15 protein-coding genes are annotated in these 20091 nt (G+C 65.7%); 13 read left to right on the top strand and 2 right to left on the bottom strand.

Features of this window, described 5'->3' with window-relative positions:
- Nucleotides 1-113 precede the first annotated feature (113 nt).
- The 4 genes from BLR34_RS11295 to BLR34_RS11280 are packed head-to-tail and all read left to right on the top strand — an operon-like array spanning nt 114 to nt 6402.
- Nucleotides 114-2834: a transglutaminase TgpA family protein gene (locus BLR34_RS11295; RefSeq protein ID WP_092703070.1), complete on the top strand. Its 2721-nt coding sequence runs from the start codon at nt 114-116 to the stop codon at nt 2832-2834.
- Nucleotides 2835-3446, top strand: coding sequence for a DUF7269 family protein (locus BLR34_RS11290; RefSeq protein WP_143414155.1), 612 nt, complete (start codon nt 2835-2837; stop codon nt 3444-3446).
- The gene (locus tag BLR34_RS11285; protein ID WP_092703066.1) at nt 3443-4807 is read left to right on the top strand and encodes a DUF58 domain-containing protein; all 1365 of its coding nucleotides are present in this window, start codon (nt 3443-3445) and stop codon (nt 4805-4807) included. Before BLR34_RS11290 ends, BLR34_RS11285 begins: the two co-directional genes overlap by 4 nt.
- Nucleotides 4804-6402 (top strand): DUF7519 family protein, encoded by a 1599-nt coding sequence (locus tag BLR34_RS11280; RefSeq protein ID WP_092703064.1) that lies wholly within the window; start codon nt 4804-4806, stop codon nt 6400-6402. The genes BLR34_RS11285 and BLR34_RS11280 overlap by 4 nt, the downstream gene beginning before the upstream one ends.
- 10 nt (nt 6403-6412) lie before the next feature.
- Here the strand turns inward: BLR34_RS11280 and BLR34_RS11275 are convergent, their stop codons facing one another.
- Nucleotides 6413-7372, bottom strand: a complete 960-nt coding sequence (locus BLR34_RS11275; RefSeq protein ID WP_092703062.1) for an AAA family ATPase — start codon at nt 7370-7372, stop codon at nt 6413-6415.
- 96 nt (nt 7373-7468) lie between these two features.
- Between BLR34_RS11275 and BLR34_RS11270 the strand changes: the two genes are divergently transcribed.
- The 6 genes from BLR34_RS11270 to BLR34_RS11245 all read left to right on the top strand — a co-directional run bounded on the left by BLR34_RS11270 (nt 7469) and on the right by BLR34_RS11245 (nt 13277).
- Complete coding sequence (locus BLR34_RS11270; protein ID WP_092703060.1) at nt 7469-8242, top strand: SDR family NAD(P)-dependent oxidoreductase; 774 nt, start codon at nt 7469-7471, stop codon at nt 8240-8242.
- A gap of 264 nt (nt 8243-8506) precedes the next feature.
- A complete protein-coding gene (locus BLR34_RS11265) occupies nt 8507-9805 on the top strand; it encodes an ABC transporter substrate-binding protein (protein WP_245683211.1) in 1299 nt (432 codons plus the stop codon).
- Nucleotides 9806-9820: 15 nt separating this feature from the next.
- The gene (locus tag BLR34_RS11260; protein WP_092703058.1) at nt 9821-10705 is read left to right on the top strand and encodes a branched-chain amino acid ABC transporter permease; all 885 of its coding nucleotides are present in this window, start codon (nt 9821-9823) and stop codon (nt 10703-10705) included.
- Complete coding sequence (locus tag BLR34_RS11255) at nt 10702-11751, top strand: branched-chain amino acid ABC transporter permease (RefSeq protein WP_092703056.1); 1050 nt, start codon at nt 10702-10704, stop codon at nt 11749-11751. The genes BLR34_RS11260 and BLR34_RS11255 overlap by 4 nt, the downstream gene beginning before the upstream one ends.
- Nucleotides 11748-12503, top strand: a complete 756-nt coding sequence (locus BLR34_RS11250; RefSeq protein WP_092703054.1) for an ABC transporter ATP-binding protein — start codon at nt 11748-11750, stop codon at nt 12501-12503. The genes BLR34_RS11255 and BLR34_RS11250 overlap by 4 nt, the downstream gene beginning before the upstream one ends.
- Nucleotides 12504-12572: 69 nt before the next feature.
- Entirely contained in the window at nt 12573-13277 is a 705-nt protein-coding gene (locus tag BLR34_RS11245) for an ABC transporter ATP-binding protein (RefSeq protein ID WP_092703176.1), read from the top strand.
- 10 nt (nt 13278-13287) lie between these two features.
- Here BLR34_RS11245 and BLR34_RS11240 read toward each other — a convergent pair whose 3' ends face one another.
- On the bottom strand, nt 13288-14124 hold the full coding sequence (locus BLR34_RS11240; RefSeq protein ID WP_092703052.1) for a VOC family protein: 837 nt from the start codon (nt 14122-14124) through the stop codon (nt 13288-13290).
- A gap of 182 nt (nt 14125-14306) precedes the next feature.
- Here BLR34_RS11240 and BLR34_RS11235 point away from each other — a divergent pair, with 182 nt between their 5' ends.
- The 3 genes from BLR34_RS11235 to BLR34_RS11225 all read left to right on the top strand — a co-directional run bounded on the left by BLR34_RS11235 (nt 14307) and on the right by BLR34_RS11225 (nt 20088).
- Entirely contained in the window at nt 14307-17774 is a 3468-nt protein-coding gene (locus BLR34_RS11235) for an MMPL family transporter (protein WP_092703050.1), read from the top strand.
- Between the two features lie 51 nt (nt 17775-17825).
- Complete coding sequence (locus BLR34_RS11230; RefSeq protein WP_092703048.1) at nt 17826-18476, top strand: HVO_2922 family protein; 651 nt, start codon at nt 17826-17828, stop codon at nt 18474-18476.
- Nucleotides 18477-18642: 166 nt separating this feature from the next.
- Nucleotides 18643-20088: an APC family permease gene (locus tag BLR34_RS11225; RefSeq protein WP_092703046.1), complete on the top strand. Its 1446-nt coding sequence runs from the start codon at nt 18643-18645 to the stop codon at nt 20086-20088.
- Nucleotides 20089-20091 lie beyond the last annotated feature (3 nt).

Below are 20091 nucleotides of genomic sequence, written 5' to 3'. Positions count from 1 at the left end.
CCACGCCGCCACCGGCAGCACGAACCGGTGAAATGGTCACCGAAGTGAACGTCACCGTTATAGACATCCGAGCCGAGAGATACAGGTAACACCTGTCCGCAGACCGGAGGAACATGCCCACCGACGACACACCGGAAACGACCCGAAGCCGGGCACGTATCGCCCTCGTCGCGGGATGCGTGCTGACGGCCGTCCTCGCCGCCTTGCTCGCCCCCGGGCTCGCCGCAGGCGACATCGCTGGCACACCCATCGACAGCATCCTGCCCGGCGAGCCGTTCAAAGGCAGCGGTGCCGGCGACGGCGGCTTCGGCGCGCTCAATCCCGGCGACGAAACCGGCGTCGGCGGCGATACCGGCCTCGACAGGGACACCTTCGCGTCGAACGATACGGCGGTCCACTTCGAGGTAGAGAGTTCCGAGCCGGCGTACTGGCGGACCGGGTCATACGACACCTACACCGGCGGCGGCTGGGAGCGCACCACAGAGTCGACAGCGTACGAACCGCCGCTCTCTCCCGCCGGGTTGACCAACGGCACCGTCGAGTTCGACCTCACACTCGAACAGCCCGCGACGGCGATTCCGACAGTCTGGCAGCCCCGGCGCATCGAGGGCGTCGACGGGCTGGAGGTCACCGACGGCGGTGCTATCCGCGCCACGGAGGCCGTCGACGCCGGAACGACAATCACCGGCGTGAGTCGCTCCCAGGTCAACGACGTGAACGTACTCCGGGCCGCTGGCGAGGACTACCCCGCGGAACTGGCCGAGCGATACACTCAACTGCCCGGAGACACGCCCGAGCGGGTCGAACGGTTCACCGAGGAGTTGACGACCGACGACGAAACGCCGTACGACACGGCGACGACGATACAGCAGTGGCTCCGGTCCCAGAAGGAGTACTCGCTCCAGGCAGACGAACAGAGCGGCAACATCGCCGATACCTTCATTTTCGAGATGGAGGCGGGCTACTGCGAGTACTTCGCCACGGCGATGACGACGATGCTGCGCTCACAGGACATCCCGGCCCGGTACGTAGTCGGCTACTCGACGGGACAGCCGGTGGGCGAGAACAGCTACGAGGTCCGCGGGATGAACGCCCACGCCTGGGTCGAGGCCTACTTCCCCGATGTCGGCTGGGTGAAATTCGACCCGACGCCGGGTGGTAGCCGCCTCGACAGTCAGTCCGACGTCCTCGAAGAGGAACTCGGCGAGGACGTCGACCTCGAAGAACCGGGCAGTCCCGGCGAGACCTTCGAGCCAGGCAGCGTGACCCAGGAGACAGAGCCAGACGACCCCGAGGACGACGAGAGCGACGGTCAGTTCGATATCTCGCTGAACCGGACGGCGGTCCCCGGCCTGCCTGTGAGCGTCGAAGTGACGAACAACGGCGAGTTCGTCTCAGACATCGTGGTAACGGTCAACGGCGAGCGAATCGGCACCACAGACGAGGACGGAGCGGTGACGTTCACCGTCCCCGACACCGAGGAGCTCCGAATCAGTGCCAGCATTCTGGATGTCAGTGACGATGGGAACCTGACCGCTCGAAGCGTCTCGACCGCACCGCTTGCCACCGGCCGGCTGTTCAGTAACGCCGCCGGTGACGCCCTCTCCCGGGTCCAGAACATCACCAACGGAACCTCATTGCCCGGCCCGGAATCGAATACGACAGTCGCCGTCGAGCGAGACGCGAGTCTCAGTCTGGCGGGCGATATCCGACCCGCCCAGAACGTCAGCGTAAGCGTCACTGTCGGCGGTGTTGCGATTCCAGACGCGACAGTTACCCTCGACGGCGCGCCGGTCGGGACGACAGACGCCAGCGGACGGGCGACGGTCACGCTTCCAGACTCACCGGGGAACGCGACACTGGCCGCCGAGCGTGGCTCTATCTCCGGGCAGAGGACGGTCACGATTCCGGGTCTCGACCTCACCGTGTCGACGGGTGCAGTGCCACTCCCGTTTGCGCCCGCGACGGCGACAGTCACCGCCGGCGACGACCCTGTCGCGGGTGCGCCGGTCATGGTCGACGGCGAACAGGTCGCCACGACGGGGCCTGACGGGACTGCCGATATTCGGCTCTCTATTGGCCCGTCCGCGACCGTGGAAGCCAGCAGGTACGGACTGACCGACAGCGCGACCGTCGACGGACTCCTCCGGAATGCCGCCCTCGTCGGCGGCGGCCTCGCGGTCGTTGTCTCGGTGCCGGCAGTGCTCGTCTATCGTCGAGACCTTTCGGCCCGGAGAACCGCCGCGGCCATTACACAGGCCGCCGAGCGGGCGCTGGTCGCAACACCGCTTGCGCTCCTGTGGGGCGTGCGACGCGGCACGGCGCTGGTCGCTGCCGTCCCGCCCCGACTCAAGCAGACGGCGGCATACCTGCGCGACGCGGTCCGTGGGCGAGTCAGCCTCGGCGAACTCAAAGCGGCATTTGTCGCCTGGCTGGCGACAAAGCGGGGCCGCGCTGGGGCCGTCGGTACCGCGGCCGAGAGCGAGCGGGTCGACATCTCAGGCGGCATTCAACGGGCATGGGCAGAGTTTCTCACGCGCCTCAGCGTCGAAGACCCCGGCGCGTACACGCCGCGTGAGTTGGCCGTCCACGCGGTCGAGGAGGACGGCCACCCCGCCGAGGCAGTCCAGGCACTGTTGACGGCCTTCCGGGCGGTCGAGTACGGGTCACAGCCGCCAAAAGCCCACCTCGACAGGGCCGAACGCGCACTCGACCGACTCGGCGAGCCGACGACCCAAGCACCCGAGAGCGTCTCGACCGACGGCGGACAGGACGGTCACTCGCCTGAGACGGTACACCCTGGCCAGCCGGACGGCGACGGGGGGACCGAATAGATGCGCCCGCGGACCGCGCTTTTTGGAGCCGTGGGGACGGTAGCGACGGTTGTCGGGACGGGGCTGTTAGTCGCGCCGGGACTCTTGCTCGGATTCGGCCCGCTATCGGCGGCCGTAGACGCGGTCGCAGGTATCGAGAGGACGCGGATTGGGCTGGCCGCCGGCGCGCTCGTCTTCGCGGCACTGGCAGTTACCGCGCGGTCGTCGTCCGAGGGGACGACACCGTCGAGTGTCGACGCGCGGTTCGACCGAGTCACGACAGCGCCGCCAGAGCAGGCAACGGTCAGTCCGGGCGCGCTCACCGGCGGCACACTCGACAGCGACACAGAGCAGGCAATCGAGGAAGGAGGGGCGGCGTTTCGTGACGTGCGGGCGTACCTGTACGAGGTCGCCGTGAGCGCGTACGCAGAGCGGATGGCCGTCTCGGAAGCAAAGGCAACGGCCGCGGTCGACCGTGGCCAGTGGACGGACGACCCCGTGGCGGCCTACGTCCTCGGCGAGAGTCAGGCCCCGCCGATAGCGCGAGTGCGCCGCTGGCTCGTCCCGACGCGGGAGCGTGAACGCCGCATCCGCCGGACCGTCGCCGCCATCGAGGAGGTGACCTACCGATGAGCTACAGCCGAGTTCCGCGGTGGACAGTCGGCCTGCTCGCGACGCTCGCGCTCGTGGCAGTCGGGCTATTGTACGCAAACGGAGCCCTGCTCGCCGCGGCGCTGGTTCCGCTTGCGTACGTGATTTACGGAACCGTCTCGACGTTGCCCGACGACCGGACGCTGCGCGTCGAGCGACGCGTCGAGTCGGCGATGCCAGCCCCCGGCAGCCCGGTCGACGTGACCCTCACCGTCGAAAACGAGGGCGGGCAGGTACTCCCAGACGTGCGCGTCGTCGACGGTGTCCCGGACGAACTCGTCGTGACCGAAGGGACGGCACGGCTGTGTGCCTCCCTCTCGCCGGGTGAGTGCCAGACGTGTCGCTACACCGTCGTCGCCAGACAGGGGACCTACACCTTCGACCGGCCGGTCGCCCGACTGCGCTCGCTGGCTGGGAGCGTCCGTCAGACGACGGAACTCGACGCCGACGGCGACGACGAACTGGTCGCTGTCTCGCCGCTCGAAGCAGGGCCAAAACAGACACAGACGACGCCACACACGGGACCGGTCACGGCCGACAGCGGCGGCAGCGGACTGGAGTTTCACTCGACCCGACAGTACAGGCAGGGTGACCCGGTGAACCGCATCGACTGGCACCACGTCGCCAAAACCGGCGATTTCATCACGGTGCAGTACCGCGAGCAAAAGACCAGCCGAACGGTACTCGTCGTCGACGCACGGCCGGTCAACCGCGTCACACCTGCCGCGGGATATCCGACTGCCGTCGCTCGGTCACGGTACGCCGCGGAGCGGCTCTACGAGACACTCACCGACGCCGGTATCGAGGTACGCGTCGCCGTCGTCGGGCTCACGGGAGATATCGAGGGCGTCACCCCCAACCCGTCGGGCATCGTCTGGGCCGGTCCGGGAACACAGACTGCACCGGAAACGGCGTTTGCGGCCGTGACACGCGCCGACACACAGCCCGACCGAGGCGTCCGCGAGCCGCCGCGTGCCGGGCCGGAGACGCCGCTATCGTGGGCCGACAGGGCTCCCGAGACGGCTATCAGGGCCGACGGGGGCGAGACGCCGGGCCTGCTTGCAGAGATTCCGTCCGACGCCCGTGTCGTGGTCTGCTCGCCGCTGGTCGACAACTGGCCGGTCGGTCTCTGTCACAGTCTGGGTGGCGAGCGCGAACTGGTCGTCGTCAGTCCCGACCCGGTCGGCACGCGCGCAGTCGGCCAGCGGCTCACGAACGTCGCCCGTCACCTCCGACTACGGGCGCTCGGGCGCACAGAGGCGTCGACGGTCGACTGGTCGCCAGAACAGCCCTTCGAAATCGCACTTCGCGACGCGCTTCCGGACCTCGTGACACACCGATGACTGGACAAGCGAACGACCGCGACCGCCAGCCGACCCGCCTCAGCGCCGCGCTCGCAGTCGGACTCACGGCGTTGACCGTGCTGGTGTTACTGTGGGAGCTAGACGATATCGCCTGGCCGGTGGCGCTGGGTGTCGTCGGCGCGGTCCTGTTCGGCCTGAGCTGTTGGCTGCTCGCCCGGGACCGCCTCGAACCCGTCGCGCGTCCGCTCGTGAGCCTCCTCGCACTCCCGGTCGCAATCGGCCTGTTCGGGAGCGGTGCCCTCGCGGCGCTGTTGCTGGCGTCGCGGCTGTTCCCCGTCCCCGAGGTGGCGCTGTTCTCGACGACGGCACTGCGCATCGCCGGTCACGTCGGTGTCGTTCTCGGGGTCGTCCTGGCGGTTCTGGGTATCTCACTCGGCGCTCGGACGCGCGTCACGCCGGCCGTTCTCAGGCAGTACGGGCAGACGACCTTTCTGACCGCGCTCGTACCCGGGCTGTTCTGTGTCGCTGTCGTCGGCCAGACGCTTGTAGTCAGCCAGGACGGACCGAACGCGCTTGGTGGCGACATCGCCGGCCTCCTCTGGGAGTGGGTGACCGCTGCCGGCTCGCCGGTGTTCGCCTTCGCCGGTTTCCTGTTCACCGTCGCGCTCGCCGTGACAGGCGTCTTGGGAGCGGTCGTGGTCCTTCCCGTCGCCGAACTCGACGGGAGTTCGGCCGCCAAACGCCGCGAGAGTGCCCTGATTTCACGGCTGAGCCAGCTCGCGGCCGTCGTCATCGTCTTTCATCTGGCGGCCCTGGGGCTCGAACTCACACTGTCGACCGAGGAACTCGCGTCGCTGGTCGGACCGGCGGCCTACGACCTGCTCACTGGCGTTGCGAGAAGTCGGGTCCTTCGCCTGTTCTTGCTCGCCGTCGCAGCGCTCGCTCTCGGGTCGGCCGCGATAGCGCTCGTCACGCGCTGGCTCGCAAACCGTGCCGACCAACCCCTTGGTCGGGGTGTTGGCCCTGCTGCTGGCGGCGTCGTCATCACAGTAGTCGCCGTGACCGTCGCCGAGACGGTCTACGAGACGGTACTGGAGCTGGTCTTCGAGTCCCTGCCACAGGCGACCCAGAGCGACGTCGAACGGATGGCGACAGAGGCCGCCGCCACCTACGGCGAGGAGCTGTTCGTGGTCCTGCTTGCGTTCGTCCTCGTGACGGCCACGCTGTGTTTCATCGTCCTCCTCCGGCTGGCGCTCACGTTCGGCTATCTCCCCGAGACGGCCCCGGGGTTCGCACTCGCCAGCACCGGCCTGTTTCTGGCTGTCATCGCAGCCGGAACCGTCGGGGCACGCACCCCTGTCGTTTTCGGCGGTGTCGTCGCCAGCCTCATCGTCTGGGACGCGGGACAGTTCGGGGCGACACTCGGCAGGGAGGTCGGAACGACGACGGCGACCCGCGAGACAGAGTTACTCCATACCGGCGCGACCCTCGGCGTCGGACTCTGTGGCGTGGCTGCCGCGTGGGCGCTGTACGCCCAGGCCGAAACCGTTCTCTCGGTGGCCTCGGCGACCGAGTCGGTCGCACTCGTCGCGCTCGCCGTCGGTCTCGGGTCGTTCGTGATTGCACTGCGGTGACCTGTCTCGGTCACCGGCCGGGCTGGACAGCAGGCACCTCGACCTGTCGGAGGATGTCTTCGAGTACCGCCTCCCGGGTCGTCTCCCGCACGTCCGCCTCGGCGGTCAACACGAGACGGTGGGTGAACACCGGCGCGACCATCCGTTTCACGTCCTCTGGGACGACAAAATCACGACCGGCGAGTGTCGCCCGCGCTCGTGAGGCCTCGAACAGGCGCTGTGTGCCACGCGGCGAGACCCCGACGTCGACGCGCTCGTCCCTGCGGGTCCGGCGTGCGAGTTCGACCATGTAATCTCGCAGACGCGGGTCGACCGACACCTTTTCCGGGACGCTCTGGAGTGCCGGAATCTGCTCGCCGTCGACGACCTGCGTGACCGACGGCGTCTGTGAGGTTCGTTCGGCCCGCCGGTCGAGGATGCGACGCTCGCCTTCGGCGGCGGGGTAGCCGACAGAGGTCTTAATCATGAAGCGGTCGCGCTGGGCCTCCGGCAGGCCGAATGTGCCCTCCTGCTCGACCGGGTTCTGAGTGGCGATAACGAAAAAGGGGTCGGGCAGGTCGTGGGTCTGGCCGTCGACAGTCACCTGGTGTTCGCCCATCGCTTCGAGCAGGGCGGCCTGGGTCTTTGGCGGCGCACGGTTGATTTCGTCCGCGAGGACGACGTTGGCGAAAATCGGCCCCGGCGAGAACTCGAACTCGCCGGTCCCCTCACGGTAGATGTTCGACCCCGTGATATCCGCCGGCAGCAGGTCCGGCGTGAACTGAATCCGCTGGAAGGAGAGCCCGAGCGCCCGCGCGAAGCTCCGGGCGGTCAGCGTCTTTCCGGTGCCGGGCACGTCTTCGAGCAGGACGTGTCCCTTCGCCAGGATGCCAGCCATCGTCGTTTCGAGAAACGTCCGGTCTGCGATGACTGCCTCGCCGATTGCGTCGAGAATTCGACTCGACAGCGTGCCTGCCGTCTCGTGGTCCATGTCCCAACGTGGAGGGAGACCGTCAAAAATCTTCCACCTGGTTCGACCCGGATTTGAGCGGTGACGCTTATCACGACCGGGGCACACAATCGTCGTATGTCAGCACCAGACACACGGTTCAGCGTCGGCGACCAGACAGCCATCGTCACCGGCGCATCGAGCGGTATCGGGGAGGCGATTGCCGAGCAGTTTGCCCGCGACGGCGCGAACGTCGTCGTCTGTTCGCGCGAGCAGGGAAACGTCGACCCTGTCGCCGAAGGTCTTGCCGACACCGCGGGCGGGGCACTCGCCGTCGAATGTGACGTGACCGACCCGGCGGCCGTCGAGGCGCTGGTCGAGGCGACCGTCGCGGAGTTCGGCGGCGTCGACTGTCTCGTCAACAACGCCGGTGCGAGCTTCATGGCCGGCTTCGAGGACATCAGCGAGAACGGCTGGAAGACCATCGTCGACATCAACCTCCATGGCACCTACCACTGCACGCAGGCGGCCGGCGAGGCGCTCGCCGACGGCGGCGGCACGGTCGTCAATCTCGCGAGCGTCGCCGGCCAGCAGGGCGCACCCTACATGAGCCACTACGGCGCGGCGAAGGCGGGTGTCATCAACCTCACGAGCACGCTCGCCTACGAGTGGGCGGACGAGGGTGTCCGAGTGAACTGCATCGCCCCGGGGTTCGTGGCGACGCCGGGCGTCGAGGCGCAGATGGGTGTCACGGCCGAGGACGTCGACCGGGAGGAAGTCGACCGACAGATGGGTACCAGCGAGGAAATTGCCGATATCACGCGCTTTCTGGCAAGTCCTGCCTCGTCGTACATCGTCGGCGAGACGGTCACTGCCCGCGGCGTGCCCGACATCGCGGAGACGCCGGACTGAGAGGAAAGACCGCGAGTCGGTTCCGCCGTCGTATACTATCCGTGGCGGCGGCAGACGGTCGTCAGCAAAAATACCCGCACGACGAGACCCACCACGCGAGCGCTGTGGTACGCCAGGAGAGTCACAATCAGAGTACCGGAATTCACGGGGTATCGACCAATCTGGCCGGTAGCTTTATTGAGTTCCTTGGTATACGAAGGCATGAGATATATGAACGAGAATCGTACGTCTAGTAGGGACAGTTGGGCTGACAGACGCACGTTCTTGAAAGCGACGGGGACAGGCGTACTGGCGACCGGCCTCGCCGGCTGTATCGGTACGGAAGACGGCGATGACGGTGACGGCGGCGACGATAGCGACGGCGGGACGACCGACGGCGGGTCGAGTCCCGACAGCGTCACCTTCGGGCAGCCAGCGTCGTTGACCGGCACGTGGGACTTCCTGCAGCCGGCGGCATCGGCGGCGACCGACCTGGCAGTACAGGAGATTAACGACGCGGGCGGTCCGCTCGACGCCGAACTCACCGTAGACCGCCAGGACACGGCAGTCGAGACACAGCAGGCCCGGGAGACAGTCAGACAGTTCGTCAACAGCGGCGACGTTGCGGCCATCAACGGTCTGTTTTCGAGCGAAATCGAGCCGCTATGGGATTTCCTGCAAGACCAGGAGGTCCCGATTGTGACGCCGTGGCCGGGGTCGACGTTTCTCGACACGCGGGGCGGCGACAAGGGAACCGACGACATGGGTGACGACGAGTGGCTCTGGCGGACGGTCATCGGCGACACCGTTCACACTTCCGGCGCGGCCCGCGGGATGCTCGACGAGGCAGGCATCGAGAAAATGGCAATTCTCAGCGCGACGAGTGCCGGCGAGCAGGGGTGGACCGAGCAGTTTACCGACTGGTACGAACAACTCGGCGGCGAAATCGTCAAGACTGTCACCGCACAGGAAGGGCAGGCGTCGTATCAGAGCCAACTCAACGAACTGTTCGAGAGCGACTTCGACGCGTGGGCGCTCTCGTTTGCACTCGAAGACGCCATCACCATCATCCAAAACTGGAGCGACGGCGGCTACGGCGGGCAGCTTCTGATGGAAGATGGCCTCCGAGATACTGCCCTCATCGACGAGGTCGGCGAGACGGCCGAGGGAGCCTGGATAGCCGCGGGCAGTACCCAGGGGCCGAACTACGACCAGTTCCAGTCCAGCTATCAAGAGACCAGCGACGAGGACCTCCACACGTGGGCAGTCGCCGCCTACGATGCGACGAACGTCCTCGCACTTGCGGTCCATCACGCCGGAGACACCTCTCCCGAGGCAGTCCAACAGAGCATCGGCGACATCTCCCGGCCCGAGGGGACGACCGTCACGACCTTCGCCGAGGGGAAAGACGCCCTCGACAACGGCGAAGAAATCAACTACGAGGGTGCCGTCACCGACACCGACTTCACCGAACACGGAAACGTCTGGGGTGACGTCGTTGTCGAACGAATCACACCCGGTGGCTTCGAGACCGAGTTTACCATTCCAGCAGACGAGCTCAAAGAGGAGATAGACGAGTACTGACGAGTCGGCCAATATATGGAGATACCACTTGCACAGGAGGTTATCTTTGGTCTCGTTATCGGCTCGTATATCGCGCTCGGCGCCGTCGGGTTCACGCTGGTATACGGGCTCGTGAACATGATAAATTTCGCTCACGGCGAATTCATCACAATCGGCGCGTTCGCGGGGTATCTCGCGGTCGTCGTCGCCGGTCTCCCGCTTCCCGTGGGGATTCTCGTCGCGCTGGTCGCCACCGCGGTCGTCGGTTGGGGTATCGCTCGCATCACCTTCGAGCCGATGAACGAGACGGGGGCGGTCCCGTTGCTCATGATGTCTATCGGACTCGGGTTCGTGTTGCGAAACGGGATGCGTGTCATCGCCGGCCCGAGCAGCCGGCGGGTCCGGCTCGACGTTGCGACCTATCGCTTCGACGACCTGGGCTTTTTCGTCACGAGCCAGCAGCTGCTCATCATCGGGCTCGCGCTCGCGGCGGTCGTCGTCATGCACCTGTTTCTCAGCCGGACGATGCTCGGCATCGCGATGCGGGCGACCTCGGACAACGAGGACCTCGCACTCGTCTCGGGCATCGACACCAGACGGATACGAAATGCCGTCTGGCTCGCGGCGTCTGGCCTGGCCGGCGTCGCCGGCGTCATGCTCGCGCTCTCACAGGGGGCGAACCCGACGACGGGATTCGGGCAGCTGTTGCTCATCATCACCGCCGCCATCCTCGGTGGCGCGGGCAGCCCGTACGGCGCTGTCGTGGGGGCGTATCTGCTCGGCATCGGTATCACCGTCTCCGTCGAGTTCCTCCCCTCCGGACTGACTGAGCTGAACGCGACGATGGCCTTCGTCGTGCTCATCGTCGTCTTGCTGATTCGTCCCGGCGGCATCGTCAACACGGAGGTGAGAACGTCGTGACCGACCTGACGAGTCGCATCGAGGACCTGCCCGGCGACGCGGTCCACGCGGGGCTAATCGCGGTCGGGGCCGCGTTGCTCTTTCTCGCGAGTCCGCTGTTCGTGCAGGCTCCGAGCGGGTCGCTCGTCTTCTTCGAGGTCGGCGTGCTCTTCGTGCTGTACGCGATGGTCCTGGTCGGGCTGAATCTCCAGTTCGGACACGCCGGGTTGGTCAACTTCGGCCCAGTCGCCTTCTTCGCGGTGGGCGGATACACAGCCGCAGTGCTGACCGCCGAAGACCCGTTCCAGGGCGTGGGCCTCGGCCTCCCGTGGCCGGTCGGGCTGGCCGCCGGGGTGCTTGCCGCGATGGCGCTCGGTGTTTTGCTCGGGGTCTCGACGCTCAGGCTCCGGGACGATTTCCTCGCAATCGTCACGCTGGCAGTCGCCGAAATCGTCCACGGCTCGATTATCACGTTCCGGGACATCACCGGCGGCACCAACGGACTCCAGAACGTTCCACAGCCGGTCGCCGGCACGACCGACGCAGGAGGCAACGCCGAGCTCGTCTCGACAGTGCTCGTCTTCGGGGCGTTCGCGCTGTTGTTTTACGGCCTCTTCCGTCGGCTGTCGGCATCGCCGTACGGCCGGGTTCTCCGCGCGATTCGGGCCGACGAACAGGTGACTGAGACGCTTGGCAAGCGCGTGTTCCGGTACAAGCTCGTGGTATTCGTCTACGGCGCGGCAGTCGCCGGGTTGGCCGGCGCGTTGCTGGTCTTCTACAACGGCGCCGCCTCGGACACGTTTTTCACCATCGATATGACGGTCATCGTCTGGGTCGGGATGCTCATCGGCGGCGCGGGGAGTGACCGTGGCGTTCTCGGTGGCCTCGCGGTTATCATGAGCTTCCAGCTCCTGACGCGGTTTTTCAACGACTCCATCCCGTTTGTCACCCAAGACCAGTTCGCCTCTATCCGGCTGATGCTCATCGGCCTCCTGCTGATGATAATCATCAAGTACCGGCCCGAAGGCATCTGGGGGAACGCCGATAGACTGGGGGTGGACTCGTGACGCTACTCGATGTCGACGGCCTCGAGCGCTCGTTCGGGAACTTGGTCGCCGTCGACGGGACCACATTCGACGTGGAGGCAGGCGAAATCGTCGGGCTCATCGGCCCGAACGGCGCGGGCAAGACGACGACGTTCAACTGCATCTCCGGTGTCATCGACAGCGACGCGGGGACGGTCACCTTCGACGGCGAAGACGTGACGACGGTGCCGCCACACGGGCTGGCACGGCGCGGTCTCGTCCGGACGTTCCAGCAGACCCGCGAGCTCCCGACGATGACCGTCGAGGAGAACATGCTCTTGCCAGCCCCCGACCACCCCGGAGAGCGCGCCTGGCACGCGGTCGGACAGACAGGAGCGAGCCGAGAGCGCGAACAGGCGGCTCGCGAGCGCGCGATGGAGCTACTGGAGACGTTCGACCTCGAAACGATGGTCGAGGAGTTCGCCGGCAACCTCTCGGGAGGGCAACGGAAGCTGCTCGAACTCGCGCGGGCGCTGATGCTCGACCCGAAGATGCTGTTGCTCGACGAGCCTTTCGCCGGCGTCAACCCGTCGCTGACGAACGAAATCGTCGACCACATCGAGGCGCTCAACGACGACGGCCTCACGCTGCTCATCATCGAGCACGAACTGGAGACGCTGACTGAACTGGTCGACCGGCTGGTGGTACTCGCCGACGGGCAGGTGCTCGCGACCGGGACGCCAGCCGAGATTATGGACAACGAGGAGGTAATCGATGCATATCTTGGCGGATGACACAGACCCGGCGTGGCCGGGACAGACAGCCGAATCGGACGGCCGACGGCGCCAACGGAGGCGAGCGTCATGAGCCTGCTTGAGGTGACAGCCCTCGACGCGGGATATGGCGACATGCAGGTGTTACACGGCGTCGATATCGACGTCGATGACGGCGAGTACGTCGCGCTCGTCGGCCCCAACGGCGCGGGGAAATCGACCGCGATGAAAAGCATCGTCGGGATTGCGACCCGAATGGGCGGGACCATCACGTTCGACGGCACAGAACTGACAGACCTCGACCCGACGGGAATCGTCGAGCGTGGTATCGGCTACGTCCCACAGACTGCAAACGTCTTCCCGTCACTGACCGTCGAGGAGAACCTCGCGGTCGGCGGGTACCAGCTTGGCGGGCTCCCCGACGACCGCAAAGCCGCGGTCGTCGAACAGTTCCCCGTGCTCGAGGAGCGACTCGACCAGCGGGCCGGCAACCTCTCGGGAGGCCAACAGCAGATGCTCGCGATGGCCCGGGCGCTGATTCCCGAGCCGCGGTTGCTGTTACTCGACGAACCCTCGGCCGGACTCGCGCCGGATTTGGTCGAGCGGATGTTCGACCACATCGACGCCATCAACGACCTCGGTGTCACGGTTCTCATGGTCGAGCAAAACGCCAAGACGGCACTCCGGCGCTGTGACCGCGGCTACGTGCTCGCACAGGGCGAGAACCGGTACGCCGACGACGGCGACACGCTGCTGAACGACCCCGAGGTTCGCAGGCAGTTCCTGGGCGGCTAGCAGCCGAGACTCACGGGTTGCCGGTTCGTTCGACGACCCCCAATCGCTGTCCGAAGCGCTCGCTCTCGAAGAAGGCAACGTGTCCCCCGGGCCACTCGCGTGTCTCTCCCAGCGGATGGGTCGCCCGCGCGGCATCGAGGTCTGCGGTCGCCAGCAGGCAGGCACACGGGCCGGGTGGGAACTGCGCGAGTCTGTCTGCGAGCCAGTCTGTTTCGGGGCCGACCGCGGCGACGGGCACGCCCGGCACCGACGCGACCGTTCCGAACCCGTCGACGACAGCGGTGACCGGTTCGGGCCAGCGATAGCGCGCCCCGAGCGCCTCGATAACTGCGTTGGGGTCCTCGCCGAGGAGAACAACCTCGCCGATGCCGGTCAGCGGGCCGTTGGCAACGCTGGGTGACGGCGACACCCGATAGGGCAGCGGCGTACGGTCTTCGATGCCGAAGGGAAACAGGAGTCGCCTCTTCGGTGTGCCGAACTCCGCGCGGTCCCACTCGACGAGCGTCCCGTCCTCGCGTTCGCGGGAGCCATACAGCGGTCCCGAAACCGGGACGCCGCTGTCGAGATATCGGTGACACTCGTCGACGATGTCCGGGACACGAACACACCAGGCCGCCGGCCCGGCGTCGGCCCGGATGTGTTCGGGCCAGAAGTCGTGGTCGCCCCGGTCGCGCTCGCCGATGAGTTCGATATACGAGCGGTCCTCAAACCCGAGCACGGACATGTGCGTACAGCCGTTGTCGTGCACTCCGCCGTACTCAGGAGCCAGCCCCAGTCGCTCGAACTCCGCGGCTGTCGCCTCCAGTTCCCCACACGCAAACGGCAGGTGGTCAACTGTAATTCCCATACCCGAGAAACGGCCCGCGGCCCGTTAATAGCTCCCGTGACTCGCGATGTGACTGGCCGGGGAATGTTGTATCGACAGGCGTTGTTAGTACTGTAGTACAAAACGTTTAACACCGTGCGGACGAACCACTCAACTAAGATGACGCTGCCGTATCGACCGCCGGTTACGGAGGGACCGTACCGATGACGCTGGCGGACCGGGTCGTGTCGCTGATAACCGAACGGAGCGGGCTCGTCGTCGCCGTGATGCTGTTGTTGAGCGTCGGGATGGGCGCTGGGATGGCGTTTCTCGACGACAGCTCGGGCCTCGACCAGTTCCAGTTCGAGTCCGAAGAGAGCGAAGCGCTCGATTACATCGAGGCGAACTTCGAGGACGGCGGCCAGCAGACGACGACAGTGCAGGTCGTGGTGCGCGGTAACGACGTGTTGACGCGGGACTCCTTTCTCGAAACGCTCGAACTGCAGCAGGATATCCGGAACACTCCGGAGATAAACGACACACTCGCGACCGAGGAGACCTTCGGCGACCTCTCGAATGTCGTCGCGACCACGGCAATCAAGCAACGCCGTGCCAGTGCGCTAGAGCAGCGCCGGGCTGAACTCGAACAGCGCCGGGCCGAGCTAACTGAGACCGCAGGTGCCCTCAGCGACGGACTCAACGAGACGCGCGCACTCGAAGGCGAGTTCCTCTCGCTCAACGCATCCCTCGACCGGGGCGACATCGACAGAGAGACCTACGAGACAGAGGCCGAGCGGCTGACAAGTGAACTCGCCGCCGTTGGCGAGCGCACGACGGCACCGCTGGATGCAGACTCTACCGCTGCCTACGAACAGTTGCGAAGCCAGGTCAGAGACCTACAGGGCGAACTCGCCGCTGTCGAGCAACGGTTCACGGCCGGACAGATAAGCGAAGACGAGCGCGACAAGCAGGTCAGACAGCTCGAAGGCGAACTCAAATCGGTCTACAGCGCTATCCAGACCGAGGTTCTCGGCGAGGAGTTCGCCACGCTCGAAGAGCGCGGTGCGAGTCTCGAAGCAGAGGCCACCGCCCTCGAATCGCTCGACCCGACACTCGACGAGCAGATTGCGGCCATCGAAGGGATGAATGACGACGAAATCGACGAGGTTCTCGGGGCGGTACTCGGCGAGGACGCACCGCGGGACGCGCTCGTCTTCGTGCCAAAAGACTTCGAGCGCGGGGCAACCGAGGCCGACGCCCGCCAGCTGTTTGTCACGCAGGCGCCCGAGGAGGAGATTGTCCAGGGGTCGGCGCCGGAGCCAATCGTCGACGGCCAACTCGCCATCGCCGACGCCGTCGAGGAACGGTTCGGTGACAGCGGCCTGACCTTCGGCGCAGGCATCATCAGCGACGAAATCAACCGCTCGATGGCCGACTCGATGGCTATCGTGCTTCCGCTCGCGCTGTTGTTCGTCGTCGTGGTGCTCTCGATTGCCTACCGCGACCCGCTGGATATCGTGCTCGGCCTGTTCGGCATCGCGCTCGTGCTCGTCTGGACGTTTGGATTCATGGGCTGGACCGGTATCTCGTTCAACCAGATTATGATTGCGGTGCCGGTGTTACTGGTCGGATTATCAATCGACTACGCGATTCACGTCTTCATGCGACACCGCGAAGAGCGCACCGACAGCGACCAGCACACCCGCACAGCCATGCACACGGTGTTGCTCGGGCTCGGTGCGGCGCTGGTCTGGGTGACGGTGACGGCGGTGCTCGGGTTCCTCTCGAATCTCGTCAGCCCGGTCAGCCCAATCCAGGAGTTCGGCGTCGTCTCGGCCTTTGGTATCGCGTCGACGCTGTTGATTTTCGCCACGTTCGTCCCGGCGGCGAAAGTCGGCATCGACTCGTTCCTCGAAGCGCGGGGCTGGGACCGCCGCAGGCGGGCGTTCGGGACCGGCGGTGGGCTCTTCACCCGCGTCCTCTCTGGGGGACGGACCATGGCGAAACGGATGCCGGTCGTCGTCGTGCTGCTGGCCCTGCTCATCACCGCAGGGGGCGCCTACGGCGCGGCACAGGTCGACACCACCTTCCAGCAGGAGGACTTCATCGCCGAGGACCCGCCGGGGTGGACCGAAGACCTTCCGGAGCCGTTTGCCCCCGGTGAGTACACTGTCAAGTCGAACCTGCAGTTCGTCAACGACCGCTTCATCAGGCAGGACACGACGACACAGATACTGCTCGACGGAGAGATTACGTCCGCGACGACGCTAACCGACATCCAGACGGCGACCGAGCGCGCGAGCGAACAGGAAATCGTCGCGACGCTGTCGGGGGAGCCGAACATCCAGAGTCCGCTTCGAACCATGCGGGCTGTCGCAGCCGAAAACGAGAGTTTCGCGGCCACGTTCGCCGCCGCAGATACCGACGGTGACAGCGTCCCCGACCAGAACCTCACGGCGGTCTACGACGCTCTCTTCGAGACGGCACCAGACCGCGCCAGCGACGTTATCTACCGGGAAGACGGCGAGTACGAGTCCACGCGGATGGTCATCTCGATGGACGGTGACGCGACGGCCGGCCAGGCGGCCGATGCGACCCGCGAGATTGCCGAAACCCTCGACCGGTCGGATAGACCCTCGCTCGCGACCGGCCAGCTGGTCGTGTTCAACATCGTCGAAGAAGAGCTGTTCAACACCGTCATCGAGAGCCTCCTGATTACGATGGTGACCGTCTTCGCGTTCCTGATGGTCGCCTATCGGTTCGTCCACGGGAGCGCGACCCTCGGTGCAGTCACGCTCACGCCAATCTTGCTCTCTGTGGCGTGGATTCTCGGGTCGATGTATCTGCTCGGCATTCCGTTCAACGTGATGACAGGGACGATTACCAGCCTCACAATCGGGCTGGGTGTCGCCTACAGCATCCACATGAGCGAGCGGTACCGGCTCGAACTCAGCCGGGGCAACGGCGTGTGGGAGTCACTCGACCGCGCTGTCACCGGAACCGGCGGGGCGTTGCTCGGCAGTGCCGCGACGACGGCCGGCGGCTTCGGCGTGCTCGCGCTCGCTATCCTGCCGCCCCTGCAGGACTTCGGTATCATCACCGGGCTGACTATCGTCTACGCCTTCCTCGCCAGCGTGTTCGTCCTGCCGAGCTTGCTCGTGCTCTGGACGCGGTATTTCGGTCCAGACGAGAGCGTCGAATCGGACGATACCGACTCACAGAGCCGTGACACGACCACAGACGACGGGCCGGCGACAACAGTCACAGAGTACGACCCAGCGAACGAGGATGCACCGGACGGCGAGTGGCGTCCGAGCATGGGTACGCGGCCAGCAGCGCCGACACGGACGGTCGACCCACCCGCGCTCGAACCGGGGTCGTCGTACACGGCAACGGTGACGGTCCCGCTGGAGTCCGGCCTCACCTCGCTGAGAGAGGAGCCACCGGGCGAGGTCACCGCCGTCGAGACGTTCGGACCGGAACCGCTGAAGGTGACCGCGACCGACGGCACGGTAAAGGCACAGTGGGACAGCAAGACACAGACTGTCGCGCGAGTCCGGTTCACCGGTCGGATTCCGGACGCAGTGACCGGCGACGCGACCTTCGAGGGGACGGTTTCGATGACAGACGACGAGACGACAGTCGGCGGCGACACCGCGCTCGACGTGACAGCACGGGCATCCGAGGAGTGACCCGCACGGTCGGCGGTAGGCTAATGTGGATGCCGAGTGATTTGTGAACGCATGCCAGAAGAAACCGTACACGAATCCAGGCGGACCAGAGGACGGAAAGCGATTGCCACCTACTTCCGACGGCTTGCAAACAGACTGGGCCGCGGCGAACCCGTCCCAGCCGACGCCGAGCAGACGGTTACCGTCGACCCGCCCGAGACATCGGAAATGGAAGTCGAAATCGAGCGCGAGGATGGAGACCTCAGCCTCGAAATCGAACTCGAATGGGAGGAAGGCGACGACGACCTCGACACCGACGCGAGCGCGAGCAAGGCGACCTTCGAGCGCTACGAGGACAACGCCGAACAGTGGCGCTGGCGGCTCCGACACGACAACGGCAACGTCATCGCCGACAGCGGTGAAGGGTACGCCTCGAAACAGAAGGCCACGCAGGGACTTGAAAGCGTCGTCGAGAACGCACCGGGCGGCCGGGTCGTCGACCTCTCGAAAGACGAAGACGACGAGGACGGCGGCGGAAGCGACGCGACCTTCGAGTTATACGAAGACGAAGGCGGTGCCTGGCGCTGGCGACTCGTCCATACCAACGGTAACATCATCGCCGACGGCGGCCAGGGCTATTCCTCGAAACAGAAGGCAAAACAGGGCCTCCAGAGCGTGAAGACGAACGCATCGGGCGCACCAATCGAAGATGTGTCGTCGTAGCTCGCCGCAGTCGTGTCGCCCCAGTCACGGAACGACCGACCGTCAGATACCCCTCCCACCGAGGGGTATGTCATTCCCAAGCGTAAGGAATGTCCCCGGGAACTGAAGTGGCGTCGGCTCAGTCCGGTGAATGTGCGAGAGAGATGAGAGACGCAGGTGAGAATCGATGAGCAACAAGAACAGGTCTCCACAGGCCGAGCTGGGGTTGCTCGACGCGACGATGATTGGCATGGGGGCGATGATTGGGGCGGGTATCTTCGTGTTGACCGGGCTGGCCGCAGAGCTCGCCGGCCCGGCCGCAATTTTGGTCTTCGCGTTGAACGGTGTCGTCACGGCGTTTACCGGCCTCTCGTACGCCGAGCTCGCGGCGTCGATTCCGAAAAGCGGCGGCGGATACGCCTTCGTCCGCGAGATATTCGACGACCTCTCCTCGTTTATCATGGGATGGATGCTGTGGTTCGCCTACATGATTGCAGGAGCGCTGTACGCGCTGGGGTTCGCGCCGAACTTCCTCGAACTCCTGCACGTCTACGGCGTGGTTCCCGCGCCCGACGAAGTGGGTGCGATCGTGTTGCCGTTGGTCGACGTGGCGGTCCCACCGGCCTTCCTGCTCGCGTTCGTGGCGGTACTCGGGCTGGTCGGACTCAACGCCGTCTCGACGGCCGCCAGTGGGAGCGTCGAGACCATATTCACCATCATCAAGGTCAGTATCCTGCTGGTGTTCGTCGCCTTCGGGCTCACATCCGCGAAGTTCTCAGGGGCGGAGTTTCAGCCGCTGTTTCCCGAAGGCAGCGGTGCGACCGCGATACTGCCGGCGATGGGGCTGACCTTCATCGCCTTCGAGGGGTACGACCTCATCACGACCGTCACCGAAGAAGTCGAGAATCCGCGCGAGAACATTCCGAAGGCGATTTTCCTCAGCCTCGGGGCGACCATCGTGGTCTATCTGGCCGTCGTTGTCGTCGCCGTCGGCACCCTCGGCGCGGAGGGGCTTGCCGACGCCGGCGAGGCGGGCATCGCAACGGCCGCGACCGAGTTCATGCCGGAACCGCTGCCGATTATCCAGAACGGTGGTGCGCTCATCGTCTTCGGCGCGGTGTTCTCGACGCTGACCGCGCTGAACGCCGTGGTCATCGCCTCCTCGCGGGTGGCGTTCTCGATGGGCCGAGAGGGGCAGTTGCTGCCCTCGTTCGGCCAGATTCACCACCGCTACGGGACGCCCTTCGTCGCCATTCTGGCGAGTGCCGTGGTGATGCTCGGTTCGGTGGCGCTACCGACCAAAAGCGCCGGCAACATGTCGAGCCTGTTTTTCCTGCTGTCGTTTATCATCGTCAACGTCGCCGTCATCCGACTCCGCCGGGAGCGGCCGGCGATGAACCGCCCCTACAAGATGCCGTTTTACCCGGCACCACCGCTCATCGGCATCGCCCTCAACCTCGTGCTGGCCGGCGTGCTCGTCGAGTACCTGCTCCGCACGGACCCGCTCGCGCTGGCACTCAGCGTGGGGTGGATACTGCTTGGCGGTGTCGCCTACGTCGCACTGAACCGGTTCCAGACGCCAACAGAGACGGCACCGACCGATACCGAAATGAGCCCACAAACTGAAGACTGAACA

This window comes from Halovenus aranensis (genome assembly GCF_900100385.1).
GTDB classification, from domain to species: domain Archaea; phylum Halobacteriota; class Halobacteria; order Halobacteriales; family Haloarculaceae; genus Halovenus; species Halovenus aranensis.
The sequence above is the reverse complement of the archived record's forward strand: the minus strand, read 5'-3'. Positions and strand labels throughout refer to the sequence as shown.

What these genes read in the sequence shown, in the direction of transcription:
- BLR34_RS11295 (WP_092703070.1), top strand. Translation starts at nt 114, where the DNA reads ATGCCCACCGACGACACACCGGAAACGACCCGAAGCCGGGCACGTATC.
- BLR34_RS11290 (WP_143414155.1), top strand. Translation starts at nt 2,835, where the DNA reads ATGCGCCCGCGGACCGCGCTTTTTGGAGCCGTGGGGACGGTAGCGACG.
- BLR34_RS11285 (WP_092703066.1), top strand. Translation starts at nt 3,443, where the DNA reads ATGAGCTACAGCCGAGTTCCGCGGTGGACAGTCGGCCTGCTCGCGACG.
- BLR34_RS11280 (WP_092703064.1), top strand. Translation starts at nt 4,804, where the DNA reads ATGACTGGACAAGCGAACGACCGCGACCGCCAGCCGACCCGCCTCAGC.
- BLR34_RS11275 (WP_092703062.1), bottom strand. Translation starts at nt 7,372, where the DNA reads ATGGACCACGAGACGGCAGGCACGCTGTCGAGTCGAATTCTCGACGCA.
- BLR34_RS11270 (WP_092703060.1), top strand. Translation starts at nt 7,469, where the DNA reads ATGTCAGCACCAGACACACGGTTCAGCGTCGGCGACCAGACAGCCATC.
- BLR34_RS11260 (WP_092703058.1), top strand. Translation starts at nt 9,821, where the DNA reads ATGGAGATACCACTTGCACAGGAGGTTATCTTTGGTCTCGTTATCGGC.
- BLR34_RS11245 (WP_092703176.1), top strand. Translation starts at nt 12,573, where the DNA reads ATGAGCCTGCTTGAGGTGACAGCCCTCGACGCGGGATATGGCGACATG.
- BLR34_RS11240 (WP_092703052.1), bottom strand. Translation starts at nt 14,124, where the DNA reads ATGGGAATTACAGTTGACCACCTGCCGTTTGCGTGTGGGGAACTGGAG.
- BLR34_RS11235 (WP_092703050.1), top strand. Translation starts at nt 14,307, where the DNA reads ATGACGCTGGCGGACCGGGTCGTGTCGCTGATAACCGAACGGAGCGGG.
- BLR34_RS11230 (WP_092703048.1), top strand. Translation starts at nt 17,826, where the DNA reads ATGCCAGAAGAAACCGTACACGAATCCAGGCGGACCAGAGGACGGAAA.
- BLR34_RS11225 (WP_092703046.1), top strand. Translation starts at nt 18,643, where the DNA reads ATGAGCAACAAGAACAGGTCTCCACAGGCCGAGCTGGGGTTGCTCGAC.